This window comes from Desulfosoma profundi (genome assembly GCF_055387865.1).
In genome coordinates, this window is sequence record NZ_AP042420.1 from 3251295 (window position 1) to 3267007 (window position 15713).

The window sequence follows — 15713 nt, forward strand, 5'->3', positions numbered from 1 at the left end:
TCTCGGTCAAACGCATGGGCCGTTCAATTGGGGCCGTTTCAGATCCTATGTTTCCCCAAAGTTACTGTGGAACAGGTGCGCCAGAGCTTTGAGCGCCGCCTCGGCGTCTTCACCTCGCGAAATGATCTTGACCTTTGTGCCTCGAGGGCATTCTAAGCTAAGAATGTCCAGGATGCTCTTCCCATTGACGGTCACATGATCCTTCGCGATCAGGACGTCGGCTTGAAATTGGGTGGCCACCTTGACGATTTTGGCTGCAACCCGCGCGTGAAAACCAAGTTTATTGGGAACGATGAAATCCTGCTCGACTTCGGCCACCGAATTCCAGATCGCCTCCGCTTGCTGCCCGTCATTCCTTGAAGAATTGCGCATGTTTCTTAGCATAGGGTCGGTCACAAGTCAACGCCCGTGCCACAGGCCATCGAGCGATCAGGTCTCGAGCAATAACGCCGGCCGTTCCAGCGCGCGAGCACACTCTCTGGGCACAGGCCGACCGGCGTCGGCCGTCCCACAGCCCGTCGTCCATGGACTCCAGGACAAAGCCGCTCAAGTCCTCGACACTTTGTACACAACGGCCGCACCCATGCTCTACAAGAAAACTTTCGATTTCCCGAAAATTGTCAAGGAACGGACCCCAGCAACAGGGAACGCCGTGGACGGCGGCTTCTAAAGGATTGTGGCCGCCTCGGGGAACTAAGCTTCCGCCCACGAACGCCCCTTTTGCCAGGGGATAGAACATCGCCAGTTCCCCTATGGTATCCAGGAGAAAAACCTGGGCGTCGCCGAGGGGGTGATGTGCGCTCCTAGACCTCCATCGGAGTCCATGGCGTTCACACAAGGCCGCGAGACGAGGGGCTCTCTCAATGTGCCGAGGAGCCAGCACCAGCAGCGCGTCGGGATGATCTTGCAGGACTCGTTGATGAGCGAGCACCATGGTGGTTTCTTCTCCTTCATGGGTGCTGCCGGCGACCCATATCAGACGTCGTTGCCCGAAAAACTCGGCATAGCCGGAAAGTGTGCGGGCGGACCTGTCTTTTTGGTACACGGCCAAGTCGTATTTCAGATTGCCGGCCACAGAAAGCCGATCCCGAGCCACTCCCAGCATAGCAAATCGTCGCGCATCTTCCTCGGACTGCGTATAGATGCGCTCAAGGTGATCAAGGACACCTAGGCCGATCTTTCCCAAGCGACGGTAGCGTCCAAAGGACCGGGAAGAGAGCCGAGCGTTCACCAAGAAGACGGGCACATTTTGTTTCTTGAGAGTCCTCAGCAAATTGGGCCATAGATCCGTTTCCACGAGGACAAAGACGGCGGGGTTGATCCGGCGCACAAGTCGAACCGTAGTCCAGAGGTGATCGTGGGGCATGTAGAAGACAGCCGTCGCCAGGTGTTCCAGTTCCTTGCGGGCAACCCGGAATCCCTTTTCCGTCGCGACCGAAAAGACGACGGCCACATCCGGCCGAGAGCGTCGAATCCTTTCGACGAGCGGTATGGCGGACAGGACTTCACCGACGGACAGGGCGTGCACCCACAGTGGGCTGGAAGCCCACTGGAAAACATGGGGAAATTCCAATCCCAGGCGGAATCGATATGACGTGCCGTATTTCCCTGAAGTCTCTTTGCGGATTCGGTAATACAACCAGAGCAGGGGCCAGGAAACGCTCAAAACGGCATTGTAGAGGAACCACCATGCGTCCATAGGGTCCTCGACGCTTAATCCGGCTGCTGAAACTGGATGTCGTAGAGGCGCCGGTATTCGCCACGGCGTTCCATGAGGCTGTGGTGGGACCCTTCTTCGACGATGCACCCGTGGCTGATGACCAGGATACGGTGGGCGATTTTGACCGTGGACAGCCTATGGGCAATCACAAAGGTGGTTCGGCCCCGCATCAGATTTTCTAAGGCTCGCTGCACTTCCAGCTCCGCTTCGCTGTCCAGAGCGGAGGTGGCTTCATCCAGGATGAGGATCGGGGCATCCTTGAGCAAAGCGCGGGCGATGCAGATTCGCTGCCTTTGGCCCCCAGAAAGCATCACCCCTTGTTCACCCACCACCGTGTCGAGGCCGTGCGGCAGCCGGCAGATGAAGTCATAAGCATAGGCCGCTTTGGCGGCCTCGAGGATATCTTCCTCCGATTTGGTGGGATCGCCGTAGGCGATGTTGTTTCGAACCGTGTCGTTAAAGAGAAAGCTGTGCTGAGTGACCATGGCGATATGGCGTCGAAGGGACCGCACCGTCACATCCCGTACGTCTATGCCGTCGATGAGGATCGCCCCTTGGGTCACGTCATAGAAACGCGGGATAAGATGGACCAGTGTGGTCTTGCCGCCACCGCTGCTCCCGACCAATGCCACCACTTCACCTGGGCTCACCTTCAAAGAGATATTGCGGAGAATGGGGGTCGTGTCATAGGCGAAAGAAACATTACGGAATTCCACGGCGCCGTGAACCCGGGTGAGTTCGACGGCGCCGGGGCGCTCCACGATCTCACTCCTTTGGGAAAGCACTTCCTGGACCCGAAGGATGGACGCGATTCCCTTCTGGAGGGTGCTGTTCAGTTTGTTCAAGCTCTTGACGGGTTTATAGAGCATGATCATGGCGCCGAGGAATGAAAAGAACGTTCCCGGGGTGGAAGTTCCCTGCACCACCTGATAGCCTCCGTAGGCAATGATGGCGGAAATGCCGATGGCGCCGATGAATTCCATCAGAGGGCTCGACAGGGCGTCAATGCGCAGGGCCTTCAGCTGATTGTCCAAAACCGCGGCATTTTGCCGAGCGAACCGCTTCTTTTCATACTCTTCCATCCCGAAGGCTTTGACAATCCGCACACCCGTGAAAGACTCGTGGAGCACCACACTGAGATGCGCCACTTTTTCTTGGCCCCGACGGGCAAGTTTTCGCAGTTTTTGGCCGAAGTGAACGAGAGGGAAAAAGGCCAAGGGGAGCACGGCCACGGCAATAGTTGCCAGCCGCCAGTTTTGATAGAAGACCACGAAAATGAGACCCACGATGGTGACGGTATCCCGAACCACACCCGAGATGGCCTGATTGACGGCCACCTGAATTTCTTTGATGTCGTTGGTGATACGGCTCATGAGCGTGCCTGTACTGGCTTTGTCGAAAAAGGACAGGGACAGGCCGTGGATGTGGTCAAACAGTTCCTGACGCAAACCAGCGACCACACGAAGCCCGACGGATTGGAGAAAATACGTGCTTCCCCAATCGCTCAACGCCTTGACCAAGGAGACCACAAGAAACAAAGCCGGCAAAAGGGTCAGCATGAACACATCTTTTTTGATAAAGATTTCGTCCATAGCCGGTTTGATGAGGTAGGCCGTCAACCCGGTGGAAACGGAGACCATGAGCATGCACACCACGGCCAAGGCCAGCCGGCGCCAGTGAGGCCGGAGTAGACCTGTCATGCGGTGCAAGGCCATGAGGGCGGGAGAATCTTTTGTCAGCATAGTTCTAAAACCATGGCGGCCGCGCGTCGCGCCGCGCCGGGGTGCCCCAACATGGCAACCAGGCGCTCAAACCACAGGCGTTGCTCAGCGGCACGTTTCGGGTTTCGAATCAGGTGCAGCGCTTCTTCCGTAAGCCGTTCCGGCCGCGCTTCCTGTTGAATGAGTTCGGGACATACCCTCCGTCCGAGGATCACATTGGGCAAGGCGATGAAAGGCACACGGATAAGGTGCCGAGCCAAATGATATTCCACGGGCGAAACCTTGTAAACGACCACCAAAGGTGTGCCGAGAAGGGCCGATTCCAAGGTGACGGTTCCCGAGACGGCCAAAGCCACCTGGGAAGCCCGGATGGCCCGATACGTGTCGCCTGTCACGAGACGCACGGGGACCGAAGCCGCCTGGACCATAGAGGCAACCTCCGCGGGGTCCAGACCGGGCGCTACCGGAAGCAAGAGGGTCGCCGCAGGGACCTCTTTGAGCAAAAGACGGGCAGCTTCCAGGAGGATCGGCAGAAAAGTTTTCATTTCCCCCGGACGACTTCCAGGGAGGAGACAAATCACGGTTTCCGATCCCAGCCCGAGCAGGTTCCGGCACGTGGCGTGATCTTCCACAGGGCGCACCTCATCCACCAAAGGATGGCCGACGAAGCGCACGGCCATCCCGCGTTTCCGGTAAAAGGCTTCTTCAAAGGGCAGGATGACGGCCATGGCATTGACGAACCGTTTGAGAGTCCTGACCCTGCCCGGCCTCCACGCCCAGACCTGAGGGCTGATGTAGTAAAAAACCTTTAATCCCAGTGCACGGGCTGCGCGCCCAAGAAGGAAGTTGAAATCGGGAAAGTCCACTAAAACCACCACGTCAGGCCGTTCCCGCTCCAGGTAGCGGCGAAGCCTCCTCCATGCCCGATAGATGGCGCGGGATTTCGAAAAGACCTGCAGGACCCCGATGAGGGACAAATCCCGGTAGTCCACCAAGAGGTTTGCCCCGGCCGTGCGCAACCGAGGCCCCCCCATGGCGTCCACCCGAACCGACGGCCTGGAATTGAAGATCTCCGTCACCAACCGTGCCCCGTGGAGATCTCCAGAAGCCTCCCCGGCGCTCAGGAAAATCTTCGGCCGTTTCATCGTCCGTCCTTGGGGCGGGCAGAGTTCATCCGAGCGTGAATTTGCCGCGAGATGGCCAAGGCGAGGCGGACCGCTTCCATGCCCTGTCGACCGTCGACCACAGGAGGAGACTTGGAACGGACGGACTCGAGAAACGATCGAATTTCTTCTTCCAAGGGATCTCGATTTTCCACTTCCAGCTCTTCCGTGGCGATTTCCGGATAGCCGTCCTCGCTCACAGTGTCCTCTTTAAGAAAGGAAAAAGCGCGCCGATTGCCGTAGTCGGCCACCAAATATCGGTTCTCTTGAAAAATGCGAAGCCGTCTCATGTTTTTCATGGATATCCGACTGGCCGTAAGGTTGGCGACGGCGCCGTTTTGAAATTCCAATCGCACATTGGCTATGTCGGGAAGACGCGTCAGGACCTGGACCCCTGAGGCCGAAAGGGTCGCCAGGGGTGAGCGCACCAAGTGGAGCACGATGTCCAGGTCGTGAATCATCAGGTCCAGGATCACATCCACTTCCAAGCCGCGTTCGTTGAAGAGAGCCAGGCGATGGGCTTCCAGAAACATGGGATTGGACACATACGGTTCCACGGCCCGAAAGGCGGGATTGAACCGCTCCAGGTGTCCAACCTGCAGAATGACGCCCTTCGTGTCGGCCAGCCTTACCAGTTCTTCGGCTTCGTGAATCGATTCGGTCAGGGGTTTTTCCACCAGAACGTGGACCCCGGCCTCGAGGAAATCCCGAGCGACCGCGAAATGATACGTGGTCGGCGTCACCACGCTCACCGCATCCACCTTCCCGAGAAGACGCCGATGATCGGTATAGGGGGTGCAGTTCAAACGGGCGGCCACCGTTTCCGCCCGCTTGGGGTCCGTATCCACCACCCCCACCAACTGAGCTTCCTTAAGGCGGGCATATTTTTCGGCGTGAAAGGTCCCGAGATATCCAACGCCCACGACGGCCGTGCGTAACGCCCCGGGATCCGCCGGACGAATGAGCGCCACGGGCTTCAACGGCTGCAGAACTTCGCGCCTCTGGGGAACTGAGCCCTCCTTTGAGGAATGAAGGTCGCCCGTCTGCCGCGGCTCGGAAACGGCCACAATGGTCATGCCATACCGATCGGCCCTTTCCACGACTCTGTCGCGATCGAACAGCAGCGTTTTGCCGGCTTCCACCACCAAGACCCGGGCCTTGACGGCCTGCATGGTCTCGATGGTCTGCAGGCCGACGGCAGGCACGTCAAAGCGCAAGTCCTGTATGGGCTTGCTCACCTTGATGACCACCGCCCCTTCCCGGCACAGACGACCGCCTCGGAGGATGGTTTCATCCGTCCCATCCATGCCTTCCACGGCCAAAACCGCCTGGTCCTTGACCACCAGACACTGGCCGATATCCAAATGTCCGACGGCCTTGGCCATTTCCCAACCGAAGATCACATCCCGTTGTTCCCTGGCATTGAGATGCCGGCGGGTCAGCAGTCCCTCGGGCGCCAAGAGTCCGGGGAGAAAGAGCGTCGAGGGCTCGACTTGAATCCCCTCCTTTTCCAGCTCTCCTGCGAGAGACCTTAAGATATGGTCATCCTTCTTGTTGCGCAGGGACGCCAACAACTTGAAGGCCCTCCAGTCCGGCCGAATCCTGGTGTAAAGTCGGGTCTTGTTGATGGCGCCGGCCATGGCGACCCGCCGGATACCCGCTTTTTGGAACACTCGGATGAGTTTGCTGAGCTGGCCCAGCTTGAGCAGGTGGAAGGCGGCCACATGAGCCGCCAGATTGGGATCCGTCTCCCCATCAAATCCCACCGCCACCACCTGGTATCCAGCTTCTTTGGCCCCTTCAGCAAAAAGGAGCGGAAATTGTCCGCCCCCTGCAATAAGTCCGATGAGAGTATCGTTCGCCATGGTTCTCGTCGGTTGTTTCGCAGCGTCCTGCCGATTTCGTCGTTGGTAATGTCAGCGTGTCAAACCCCTCTGCGTGCCTTCGATGAACCGAAGGAGGTTGCCCACTTCGGCAAAATTCCCCACCTCCTGCCGTACCTGTTCGAGCGCTTCGCCAAGGGTCAGGCCGCTTCGGAAGATGATTTTGTACGCTTTCTTCAAAGCCTGGATGGCTTCGCTGGAAAAGCCCTTCCTCTTCAACCCCACGGTATTGGGCCCGTAAAGTTTGGCCGGATATCCCGTGGCCAACATATAGGGCGGTATGTCTTTCTTGATCCCGGCCTTGGCTCCCACATAGGCATGTGTGCCGATTCTGGAGAATTGGTGAATGGCCGCAAGACCGCCGATGACCGCATCATTCTCGATGAGCACGTGGCCGGCCAGCATGGCGGCGTTGGCCATGATCACACGGTCTTGCAGGATGCAATCGTGGGCCACATGGGCATAGGCCATGATGAGGTTGTGGTTGCCGATCTGGGTGATTCCGCCACCGTGCTCGGTTCCCCGGTGTATGGTGGCGTATTCCCGGATGGTGTTGCCGTCCCCGATAACGAGCTGTGTCGGACCTCCTTTGTATTTCAGATCCTGCGGCGGGAAACCCATGGAGACAAAGGAACTGATGCGGTTGTTCCGACCGATCCGCGTCCAGCCGTCAATGACGGTGTGTGAGCCGATGGACGTCCCGGAGTCGATCTGGACATGCGGGCCGATGACGGCATAGGGGCCGATGACCACATCGTCGGCCAGTTCCGCCTTAGGATCGACAATTGCCGTCGAATGAATGTTCATGAGAAGGTGTGATCCTCCTTTCTGCGGGAGCTTTGAGCTTGTCTGGGGGAGCTGTGGACCTAGGGTTCAATGGTGGCCAGGAGTTCGCCTTCGGCGACCAATTCATCTCCGACGTAGGCTTCCCCTTTCATCTTGAACACGGGCCCTTTACGGCGCAGGAGTTTCAACTTCAAAATCAACTGGTCTCCTGGGCGCACGGGTCGGCGGAATCGCACTTTGTCCATGCCCATGAAGTAGACAGGTCCTGCGGAATCCGCCTGGTTCAACGCAAAGGCCAGGACACCGCCGGTTTGCGCCAAGGCTTCCATGATAAGCACGCCGGGCATGACGGGATGGCCCGGAAAATGCCCCTGGAAATAGGGCTCGTTGAGAGTGACGTTTTTCAGCCCGATGACTTCCTCTTCGCCCATTTCCAGAATGCGATCCACCAGGAGAAAAGGGTAGCGATGGGGCAGCTTCCTGAGGATTTCTTCAGCGTGCATTTCCATGGCTTCCGTCCTCGGTTGGGGTCTGGGTTCGTGCCAAGGCCTCTTCCAAAGAGCGCACCCGCTGTTTGAGCGACGCCAACTCTTGCTGCCAGCGGGGTAGTCGTAGCCATGCGGCGTAGTGACGCAGCCATTGCTTGTGGGGCATCGCGGGAACGCCCATGAGATCTTGGTCGGCTTCCACAGAGTGGGAAATGGCCGATTTGGCCGCGATGCGGACTCGATCCCCCACCTTCAGGTGCCCCGCAATGCCCACCTGGCCTCCAAGAACCACGTGGTTTCCCAGGGTCACACTGCCCGCGATGCCCACCTGGGCCACAATGATGCTGTATCGCCCGATGGTCACGTTATGGGCGATCTGGACAAGGTTGTCGATCTTGACACCCTCCTGAATCCATGTCTTGCCGAAGGTCGCCCGGTCCACGGCGCAGTTGGCGCCGATTTCCACGTCGTCGTCGATGTGGACGATGCCGGTCTGAGGGATCTTGGTGGAACGGCCTTGGGCGTCTTGAGCGAAGCCGAATCCATCGCTGCCGATGACCGTGCCGGAATGGATGATCACTCGATTGCCCAGTCGACACCCGTCAAGGATGGTCACGTGGGGATAGATCAGGCATTCTTGCCCGATAGTCACGTCGGCCCCCACATAGACATGCCCGTAAAGACGGGAACGGGTGCCCACGGTGCTCCCAGGGCCCACATGCACCCACGGGCCGATGGCGGCATCGGACGCTATCGAGGCGTGCGGGGACACCAGGGCCGTGGGGTGAATACCCGGATCCAACCGGGGCGGACTGTAAAAAAGTTGGGCCGCCTTGGCCATGGTCCAATAGGGATTGGAGGAGATCAGGACGGGCCGCCCCACATCCTGGAGGCTCGGATCCACGATCACCGCCGCCGCACGGGAACCATCCAGCTTGCCTCGATATTTCGGATTGGCCAAGAAGGTCAAATGGGTCGGACCTGCCGTTTCCAAAGGCCCGACTCCGTCAATGACCACATTCCCATCGCCTTTCAAGGGGACGTCCAAAAGGCGGGAGAGTTCGAAGAGGCTGTAAGTTCTTTTTTCCACCCCACGGCGCCTTTCCGAGATTTTCAGCGCTTAACCTTATCCAATTCTTTAATGATGGTCTGGGTCAAGTCCGTCTTTTCTGTGGCGTAGACCAGACCGGCTTTTTGAACTTCAAAGATGTAGTCATATTTGTCGTTTTTGCCGATGGTCTGCACGATGTCCATGACCTTGTCGATGAGCGGCTTACTCAGTTGTTGGGACAATTTGTTGAGCTCCGCATTGCTCTCCATCAGGAGCTTCTCGCCCTCGACCTGCTTTTGTCTGAGCTCTTGAGCCTTTTGCTTCTTGGACTTCTCGTCCATCATCTGGAGCTGCTTCTCATAGGATTGCTTCGATTCCTGGAATTCTTTGGCCTTGGCCTGGACCTCGGCTTCCAGTTGCGCCTTTTTGGTGTTGAATTCCTTTTTGACTTCCTGACCCCATTGAGATCGATCGAGGACCGCCTGCAAATCAAAGTACCCAATCTTAAGATCGGCCGCATATGATGGGAAGCTCCACATGCCAAGGGCCAACATACAGAGAAGCAGTGGGAAAAGACGGTGTTTCATGAGCGACTGTGCCTCCTTGAGGTGAAAGTGTTAAGCGATCGACGTCCAGGGTGTGAGCCTTAGAAAAACACACCCATGGAGAATTGCCAGTTGCTTGAGTCTTCGCCCGGCTTGCGATCCAGATTGTAACCCCACTCGATACGCAGGGGCCCCATGGGGGAATTCCAGCGCACCCCCGCCCCCGCGGCCGTTCGAAAGTCTTCGATGCGAAAGTCTTCTCCGTCGTCAAAGGCGTTCCCGGCATCGAAAAAGAGTACGCCCCGCATGCCGATCTTTTCCGCCAGCGGAAAAAGCAATTCCAGATTGACTTGGCCGAATTTGATCCCCCCGATGCTATCGCCTGTTTCGGGATCTTTAGGTCCCACGTCGCCCCAATCGAAGGCGCGGATGGAGTTGATTCCTCCCAGGAAAAACCTTTCATAAATGGGTGCCGGCTTATCGGAATCCAGTTCGAAGATGTAGCCGCCTTTAACGTGAGCGAATCCCACAAACTTCCAGAACAGCGGGAAGTATCGTCCCGCGCCGGCGACAAGGCTCACGAAATCCGAATCACTGCCCAGGTAGGGGATGGAGTATTCCAAAGAAACCGTGTGCATTGAACCTCGGGTGGGCAGGAACGGGTGGTCCGTGCTGTCCCGCTCGACGGAAGCCATAATACTGCTCTTAATCTGGCGACCCTCCTGGTCTTTGATAATCAAAGCGGCGTCCTCGTCCACATCGGAGACCTTTGCGTTTTCAAAAACGTACGCCAGATGCCACCGGCTCCATGTCCCGAAGGGGTGGCTGATCCGAAGCTTACCGCCCATGGCGTCCTTATTGAAATCGTTATATTCCCGGTACCAGTCATAGATATCAAACCCGGCCGATAAAGGGGTGTCGAAGAGCCATGGCTCCGTAAAACTCAAAGAATACCGTGATGTTTCACCCCCTAAATAGGCTTTGAGGGCCAAGTATTGGCCGCGGCCGAAGAGATTGCGTTGCAGGATGTTCCCACCGACGAAAACCCCGTCTTCGGACGAATAGCCGCCCCCAACACTCAGGGCTCCCGTCGGCTTTTCTTTCACCTTGACGTTCAGGTTCATGGCTTCCGGTGTCGAGCCTTCCGAGGATTGGATGTCGACTTCTTCGAAATAATCCACGCGTCTCAGGTTGAGTTGGCTGCGTTCCATGGCCGATGCGCTGAAACGATCCCCTTCGGCGAGCTGGATCTGCCGGCGGATAACGTTATCCCGAGTCCGGGTGTTTCCCGTAATGGTGATCTTCTCAATGTGAACCATTGGTCCCTTGCGCAATTGATAGACCACATCACTGGTATGGCTTTCAGGATTCTTGGAAACCGCGGGATCGACTTGCGCGTAGGCATAACCGGCGTCCATCAGGTGTTTGGTGAGGGTGTCCAAATCCTTGCGGAGCTTTTCTCGGCTGAAATACTGCTCCTTTTTTAGCTCCAGTCGCTTGGCGACCTCCGGGGTGGTTTCCAAAAGATCTCCCCGCACGTCCACGGCAGCCACACGGTACCGTTGGCCCTCCACCACAGGGAGGACGATATAAAAACCGTCTTCTCTTTTCTCCACGGTCGGGCTTCCCACCCGGGCATCCATGAATCCGTGGTCGTGATAGAAAGCGGTCACCCGGTCCAGATCCGTATCCAGCACTTCGCGGTCCAAGACGCCTTTATCCGAAAACCACGAAAAGATTCCTCGGCTTTTGGTTTCCATGACACCGCGGAGCTTTCGGTCGGAAAAATGTGCGTTTCCCGTAAAGTCGATCCCCTTGACGTAAATTTTCTTGCCTTCCTTGATCCGGAAGACAACCACAGCTTTTCGGGGATCCTGAGGGAAATCGATGGTGGAGGTGACTTCGGCGTTGAAAAAGGCTTTCTGATGGTAGAGCTTGACGATGCGGTTGACATCGTCGTTGACGACGTTTTTGCGGAGTACGGTAAAAGGTTTGGTGGAAATGGCCGCCAGGATATCCTTTTCCTTAATCTCTTTATTCCCTTCGAGTTTCACTTCCACCACCGAGGGCTTCTCCCGGACGACGAAAGTGACCCGCTTTCCTTGATCTGTGTCGGTCACATCTGCCGCGACGGTTTCGAAAAACCCCATCTTATAGATGGTGCGGATATCTTCCTGCAAGGTATCATCTTTGAGCGGTTCGCCTTTCTTGGTTTTGACCTGGACAAGGACCGCATCGGGTTCGATCCTTTCTGTGCCTTGGACAGCCACGTCGGCCACCACGGCTTTGGCGAGCACATGCACGGTCACTTGCTGAGCCACTTGCTGGGTGACGTCCACGAGGTTGGCAAGATCGCCTTCGGCAAATAGAACCCGGGCTGCGCCGACGCCTTCGGTATCCACAAGTCTCGCATCAATGCTGGCCTTTTCGCCCAGTTGGGTCACACTTCCCCAGATGAGATAGCGGGCCTTGAGCCGCCGTGCCGTATTGAGAGCTTGGTTTTCGTCCGCCACCGGTTGGTTGCCTGTGGCGCGCCTCACCTCTGGAAGCGCCACCAGTTCCACACCGAGATTGAGGAGGCTTTGCGCCAGGAGTTCTTGGACACGCAGACCCAGCTGGGGTTGGGGCTCCGCCGTATAAACGGCAAAGGGCGCGACGGCGACCGTTACCCGTTCCGGCGCTGCGGATTCCTGCGCCTGCACACTTAAGGCCAAGACCAGCACAACTCCCAATGCGCAGCCGAGTTTTCTGACCATCATGAGTCTCCTCGTGTGTGTTCGGAAAAGCCCTTCCGTGCCCTTAAAGGGACGCCCCCGCCGGGCGGAGTTGTCCGTCCGACAATTGCAGGGTGCGGTGCATGATGGCGGCCAGTTCTGGGTTATGGGTCACCACGATCATGGTCAAGCCCAAATCTTCATTTAAGGCGACCAACAACTCGTGAAACCGACGGGCCGTCCTGGTGTCCAGATTGCCTGTAGGTTCATCGGCCAACAAAAGAGACGGCCCCAACACTAACGCCCGGGCGATGGCCACCCGCTGCTGTTCCCCCCCGGAAAGTTCTGCCGGCCTGTGGTGGCGCCGGTGGCTCAACTGGAGTTTTTCCAAAAGATCTTCCGCCTGAGCCCGAATGTCCCTTTTGGGCAGGCCGGCGATGAGTCCCGGCATCATGACGTTTTCCAGCGCCGTAAACTCCGGCAGAAGGTAATGGAATTGAAACACGAAGCCGATATGGCGGTTTCGAAATTCGGCCAGTTTGGGTTCGGACCAGAGAAACACGTCGTTGCCGCCGAAAAGGACCTTGCCGGCTGTGGGCCGATCCAAGGTGCCCAGGATGTGCAGCAGGGTGGATTTACCGACCCCGGATGCCCCGACGATGGCCACCATTTCGCCGCGGGAGACAAGAAGTTCCAGATCCCGAAAAAGTTCCACCCGTTGCGGTCCGTTGTTGAAAACCTTGGAAATGCCTACGGCATGGATCTGCAGGCCTTGAGATCGATCATTCATAGCGCAGGGCCTCCGCCGGGTGGAGCTTGGCGGCTTGCTTTGAGGGGTAGAACGTGGCCGCGAGGCAGATGGCTACCGCCGCACAGGCAATGATGACCACGTCTAACGCCTCCATTCGGACCGGCAACGTCGAAATGTAATAAACGTCTCGAGGCAGCTCAATAAACTGATAGCGCTTGAGAAGTTCACACAGGGCAAACCCGCCCACAAGCCCCAACACGGTCCCGATGACGCCGATGAGCAGACCTTCGAGCACGAAAATGCGCCGGACCATGTGGGTTGTGGCACCCATGGCTTTGAGGATGGCGATGTCTTTGGTCTTTTCCATGACCATCATGATGAGCGAGCTGACGATATTGAAGGCTGCAACCAGGATAATGAGAGTGAGAATGATGAACATGACGACCTTTTCCAGCTTGAGGGCCGAAAATAGGTTGTGATTCATCTGCATCCAGTCTCGAACCCAGTAGGGATATCCCAGCTTTTTCTGGAGCCGCTCGGCCACTTGCGCCGCCTCGTAAATATCGATGACTTTCACCTCGATGCCGTTGACCGCATCGCCGATGCCCAAAAGTCTCTGAGCGTCCCTCAAGTGGATATAAGCCAGGGTGTTGTCGTATTCGAACATGCCGGATTTGAACAGGCCGACGACACGAAAAAGCTGACTCTTGGGAACGCGACCTGCCGGAGTGGTCTGGCCCGTCGGGGAAATCAGAGTCACATATTCGTCAGGGCGGACGCCCAATCGTGTGGCCAGTTCCACCCCAAGAATGATTCCCGGAGAGGGCCGCTCCGAGGCGGGCGTCTCCGCGGGTGTCTCAAGCAATGAGGCCAAAGTGCCTTGAAGAAGGCTTTGCTCCAGCCGCGTCACCTTGGGCGCGCTCTCTGGATCGATTCCCCGCAGGATCGCCCCTGAAACGGACTTGCCGGAATTCATCATCACCTGAGTCAGGACAAAAGGGGTTGCCGCGGCCACTCCTTCTTCCTGCTGGATTTCCTGGACCAGCTCATGATACGTCCCGAAGGTGCCTTGGAAGTGGCCGACGACGGCGTGGGACGTCACACCCAGGATCCGGTCCCTCAGGTCATGCTGGAATCCGTTCATCACCGCCAAGACCACGATAAGCGCCATCACACCGACGGCCACGCCGGCTACGGAAATCAGGGTGATCAGGGAAATGAAGGCGTGTCGTCTCTTGGCCAACAAGTAGCGGAGGCTGATGAAAAACTCAAAGTGCATGACGACTCCGCTACACTTTCTTTTCGGGGCGAAGGTGCGGAAAAAGGATCACGTCCCGAATGCTCGGGGAGTCCGTGAAGAACATGACCATTCGGTCAATGCCGATTCCCTCGCCGGCGGCCGGCGGCATCCCGTATTCCAGCGCACGAATGTAGTCTTCGTCCATCAGATGCGCTTCTTCGTCGCCGGCCTCTCGTGCTTCGACCTGGCGTCGAAACCGTTCCCGCTGGTCTCTTGGGTCGTTCAGTTCCGAAAAGGCATTGGCCATTTCGCGACCGGCAATGAACAGCTCGAAGCGGTCCGTAAGCCGGGGGTCCTGATCGTTTTTTCTGGACAGGGGAGAGACCTCCAACGGGTAGTGGGTGATGAAGGTCGGTTGGACAAGTTTTGGCTCCACCACAAGATCGAAGATTTTGGTGAGGAGTTTTCCATGGCCCTCGTATTTTTCCACGGGAAGTCCCAAGGAACGGGCCACGGCGGCCGCAGCTTCGGGTTCCTCCACGGCTTCCGCCGGGACCCCCCCGATTTCGGTGAGGGCCTGCGAAAGGCGGTAACGCCGCCACGGAGGAGTCAGATCGATAGGAGTGCCCTGGTAGGTGACCTGAAGACTGCCGCCATTGACCTGTCGGGCCACGTGGCAGAAGAGCTCCTCAGTGAGGGCCATAAGATCTTCGTAGGTGGCGTAGGCTTGATAAAACTCCAGCATCGTGAATTCGGGGTTGTGCTGCGTCGAAATCCCCTCATTGCGAAAGTTGCGGTTGAGCTCAAAAACCCGTTCGAAACCGCCGACCAATAGCCTCTTGAGGTACAGTTCCGGGGCGATGCGCAGATACAGATCGATGCCCAGAGCGTTATGGAAGGTCTTAAAGGGTTTGGCGGTGGCTCCCCCGGGGATGATCTGCATCATGGGCGTCTCCACTTCCAGAAACCCCCGCTCGGAAAGAAACTGCCGGACGGCGTGGACGATCCGGGTTCTTTTGATAAAAGTGTCCCGTACAGAAGGGTTGACAATGAGGTCCACGTAGCGCTGCCGGTAGCGGGTTTCCACGTCCTTGAGGCCGTGGTACTTCTCGGGAAGCGGGCGAAGATTCTTGGTGAGAAGGACGATTTCTTGAGCCAGCAGGGTGAGCTCGTCCGTTTTTGTGCGAAAAAGTGTTCCCCGCACACGGATGATGTCGCCGAGGTCGAGCTTTTTCACCAGACCGTAGGCGTCTTTCCCCAGGGTGTTCTGTTGGCAGTAGACTTGGATCCGGCCGGAGCCGTCCTGAATGTGCATGAACACGGAACGGCCGAACGAGCGCAGTGCCATAATCCGGCCGGCCACGAGGAACGACGGAGATTCGGTTTCCAGTTCGTCCTTGCTCTTGTGGGAGTAATCATTCACTATGGCGCCGATGGCATGATCGACCCGGTATCCGTTCGGGTAAAGGCAAATTCCTTCCCGCTCCATCTCTTCCGCTTTGATTAGGCGCTCGCGCAGAACCTGACTGAGTTCCTCCATAAGAGCCGATATCCTTTCCCGTTGGGCGATGAAAAGCCGCACAAGCGGCCGGAAAATGCGGGAGAACCGTAGTTGATTTATAACGTGGCGTCAAGCACGGACCGTGCCGGA

Annotated in this window: 13 protein-coding genes; all 13 read right to left on the minus strand. The window is 57.4% G+C overall.

The window, feature by feature from the left end; genetic code table 11:
• Positions 1-45: 45 nt before the first annotated feature.
• From ACZ5K9_RS14085 to lysS, 13 genes are read right to left on the minus strand one after another with little or no spacing between them, the layout of a single operon-like run.
• Positions 46-318: an HPr family phosphocarrier protein gene (locus tag ACZ5K9_RS14085; RefSeq protein WP_464271961.1), complete on the minus strand. Its 273-nt coding sequence runs from the start codon at positions 316-318 to the stop codon at positions 46-48.
• A 31-nt stretch (positions 319-349) separates the two neighbouring features.
• Positions 350-1699: a 3-deoxy-D-manno-octulosonic acid transferase gene (locus ACZ5K9_RS14090; protein ID WP_464271962.1), complete on the minus strand. Its 1350-nt coding sequence runs from the start codon at positions 1697-1699 to the stop codon at positions 350-352.
• A gap of 14 nt (positions 1700-1713) precedes the next feature.
• Positions 1714-3462: a lipid A export permease/ATP-binding protein MsbA gene (msbA, locus tag ACZ5K9_RS14095; protein WP_464271963.1), complete on the minus strand. Its 1749-nt coding sequence runs from the start codon at positions 3460-3462 to the stop codon at positions 1714-1716.
• A complete protein-coding gene (gene lpxB, locus ACZ5K9_RS14100) occupies positions 3456-4586 on the minus strand; it encodes a lipid-A-disaccharide synthase (protein ID WP_464271964.1) in 1131 nt (376 codons plus the stop codon). Before lpxB ends, msbA begins: the two co-directional genes overlap by 7 nt.
• The gene (lpxI, locus tag ACZ5K9_RS14105; protein ID WP_464271965.1) at positions 4583-6469 is read right to left on the minus strand and encodes a UDP-2,3-diacylglucosamine diphosphatase LpxI domain-containing protein; all 1887 of its coding nucleotides are present in this window, start codon (positions 6467-6469) and stop codon (positions 4583-4585) included. The genes lpxB and lpxI overlap by 4 nt, the downstream gene beginning before the upstream one ends.
• A 51-nt stretch (positions 6470-6520) precedes the next feature.
• Positions 6521-7294 carry an acyl-ACP--UDP-N-acetylglucosamine O-acyltransferase gene (lpxA, locus tag ACZ5K9_RS14110; RefSeq protein WP_464271966.1) on the minus strand — a complete coding sequence of 258 codons (774 nt, stop codon included), beginning with the start codon at positions 7292-7294 and terminating at the stop codon, positions 6521-6523.
• Positions 7295-7353: 59 nt separating this feature from the next.
• A complete protein-coding gene (gene fabZ / locus ACZ5K9_RS14115) occupies positions 7354-7782 on the minus strand; it encodes a 3-hydroxyacyl-ACP dehydratase FabZ (RefSeq protein WP_464271967.1) in 429 nt (142 codons plus the stop codon).
• Positions 7766-8851, minus strand: coding sequence for a UDP-3-O-(3-hydroxymyristoyl)glucosamine N-acyltransferase (gene lpxD, locus ACZ5K9_RS14120; RefSeq protein ID WP_464271968.1), 1086 nt, complete (start codon positions 8849-8851; stop codon positions 7766-7768). The genes fabZ and lpxD overlap by 17 nt, the downstream gene beginning before the upstream one ends.
• A gap of 23 nt (positions 8852-8874) precedes the next feature.
• On the minus strand, positions 8875-9399 hold the full coding sequence (locus tag ACZ5K9_RS14125; RefSeq protein ID WP_464271969.1) for an OmpH/Skp family outer membrane protein: 525 nt from the start codon (positions 9397-9399) through the stop codon (positions 8875-8877).
• Between the two features lie 59 nt (positions 9400-9458).
• Positions 9459-12116 (minus strand): outer membrane protein assembly factor BamA, encoded by a 2658-nt coding sequence (gene bamA, locus ACZ5K9_RS14130; protein ID WP_464271970.1) that lies wholly within the window; start codon positions 12114-12116, stop codon positions 9459-9461.
• 40 nt (positions 12117-12156) lie between these two features.
• On the minus strand, positions 12157-12861 hold the full coding sequence (locus tag ACZ5K9_RS14135) for an ABC transporter ATP-binding protein (RefSeq protein ID WP_464271971.1): 705 nt from the start codon (positions 12859-12861) through the stop codon (positions 12157-12159).
• Positions 12854-14101 carry a lipoprotein-releasing ABC transporter permease subunit gene (locus ACZ5K9_RS14140; RefSeq protein WP_464271972.1) on the minus strand — a complete coding sequence of 416 codons (1248 nt, stop codon included), beginning with the start codon at positions 14099-14101 and terminating at the stop codon, positions 12854-12856. The genes ACZ5K9_RS14135 and ACZ5K9_RS14140 overlap by 8 nt, the downstream gene beginning before the upstream one ends.
• A 10-nt stretch (positions 14102-14111) precedes the next feature.
• On the minus strand, positions 14112-15602 hold the full coding sequence (lysS, locus tag ACZ5K9_RS14145) for a lysine--tRNA ligase (RefSeq protein WP_464271973.1): 1491 nt from the start codon (positions 15600-15602) through the stop codon (positions 14112-14114).
• Positions 15603-15713: the final 111 nt, after the last annotated feature.

What these genes read in the sequence shown, in the direction of transcription:
- ACZ5K9_RS14090 (WP_464271962.1), bottom strand. Translation starts at nt 1,699, where the DNA reads ATGGACGCATGGTGGTTCCTCTACAATGCCGTTTTGAGCGTTTCCTGG.
- msbA (WP_464271963.1), bottom strand. Translation starts at nt 3,462, where the DNA reads ATGCTGACAAAAGATTCTCCCGCCCTCATGGCCTTGCACCGCATGACA.
- lpxB (WP_464271964.1), bottom strand. Translation starts at nt 4,586, where the DNA reads ATGAAACGGCCGAAGATTTTCCTGAGCGCCGGGGAGGCTTCTGGAGAT.
- lpxI (WP_464271965.1), bottom strand. Translation starts at nt 6,469, where the DNA reads ATGGCGAACGATACTCTCATCGGACTTATTGCAGGGGGCGGACAATTT.
- lpxA (WP_464271966.1), bottom strand. Translation starts at nt 7,294, where the DNA reads ATGAACATTCATTCGACGGCAATTGTCGATCCTAAGGCGGAACTGGCC.
- fabZ (WP_464271967.1), bottom strand. Translation starts at nt 7,782, where the DNA reads ATGGAAATGCACGCTGAAGAAATCCTCAGGAAGCTGCCCCATCGCTAC.
- ACZ5K9_RS14125 (WP_464271969.1), bottom strand. Translation starts at nt 9,399, where the DNA reads ATGAAACACCGTCTTTTCCCACTGCTTCTCTGTATGTTGGCCCTTGGC.
- bamA (WP_464271970.1), bottom strand. Translation starts at nt 12,116, where the DNA reads ATGATGGTCAGAAAACTCGGCTGCGCATTGGGAGTTGTGCTGGTCTTG.
- ACZ5K9_RS14135 (WP_464271971.1), bottom strand. Translation starts at nt 12,861, where the DNA reads ATGAATGATCGATCTCAAGGCCTGCAGATCCATGCCGTAGGCATTTCC.
- ACZ5K9_RS14140 (WP_464271972.1), bottom strand. Translation starts at nt 14,101, where the DNA reads ATGCACTTTGAGTTTTTCATCAGCCTCCGCTACTTGTTGGCCAAGAGA.
- lysS (WP_464271973.1), bottom strand. Translation starts at nt 15,602, where the DNA reads ATGGAGGAACTCAGTCAGGTTCTGCGCGAGCGCCTAATCAAAGCGGAA.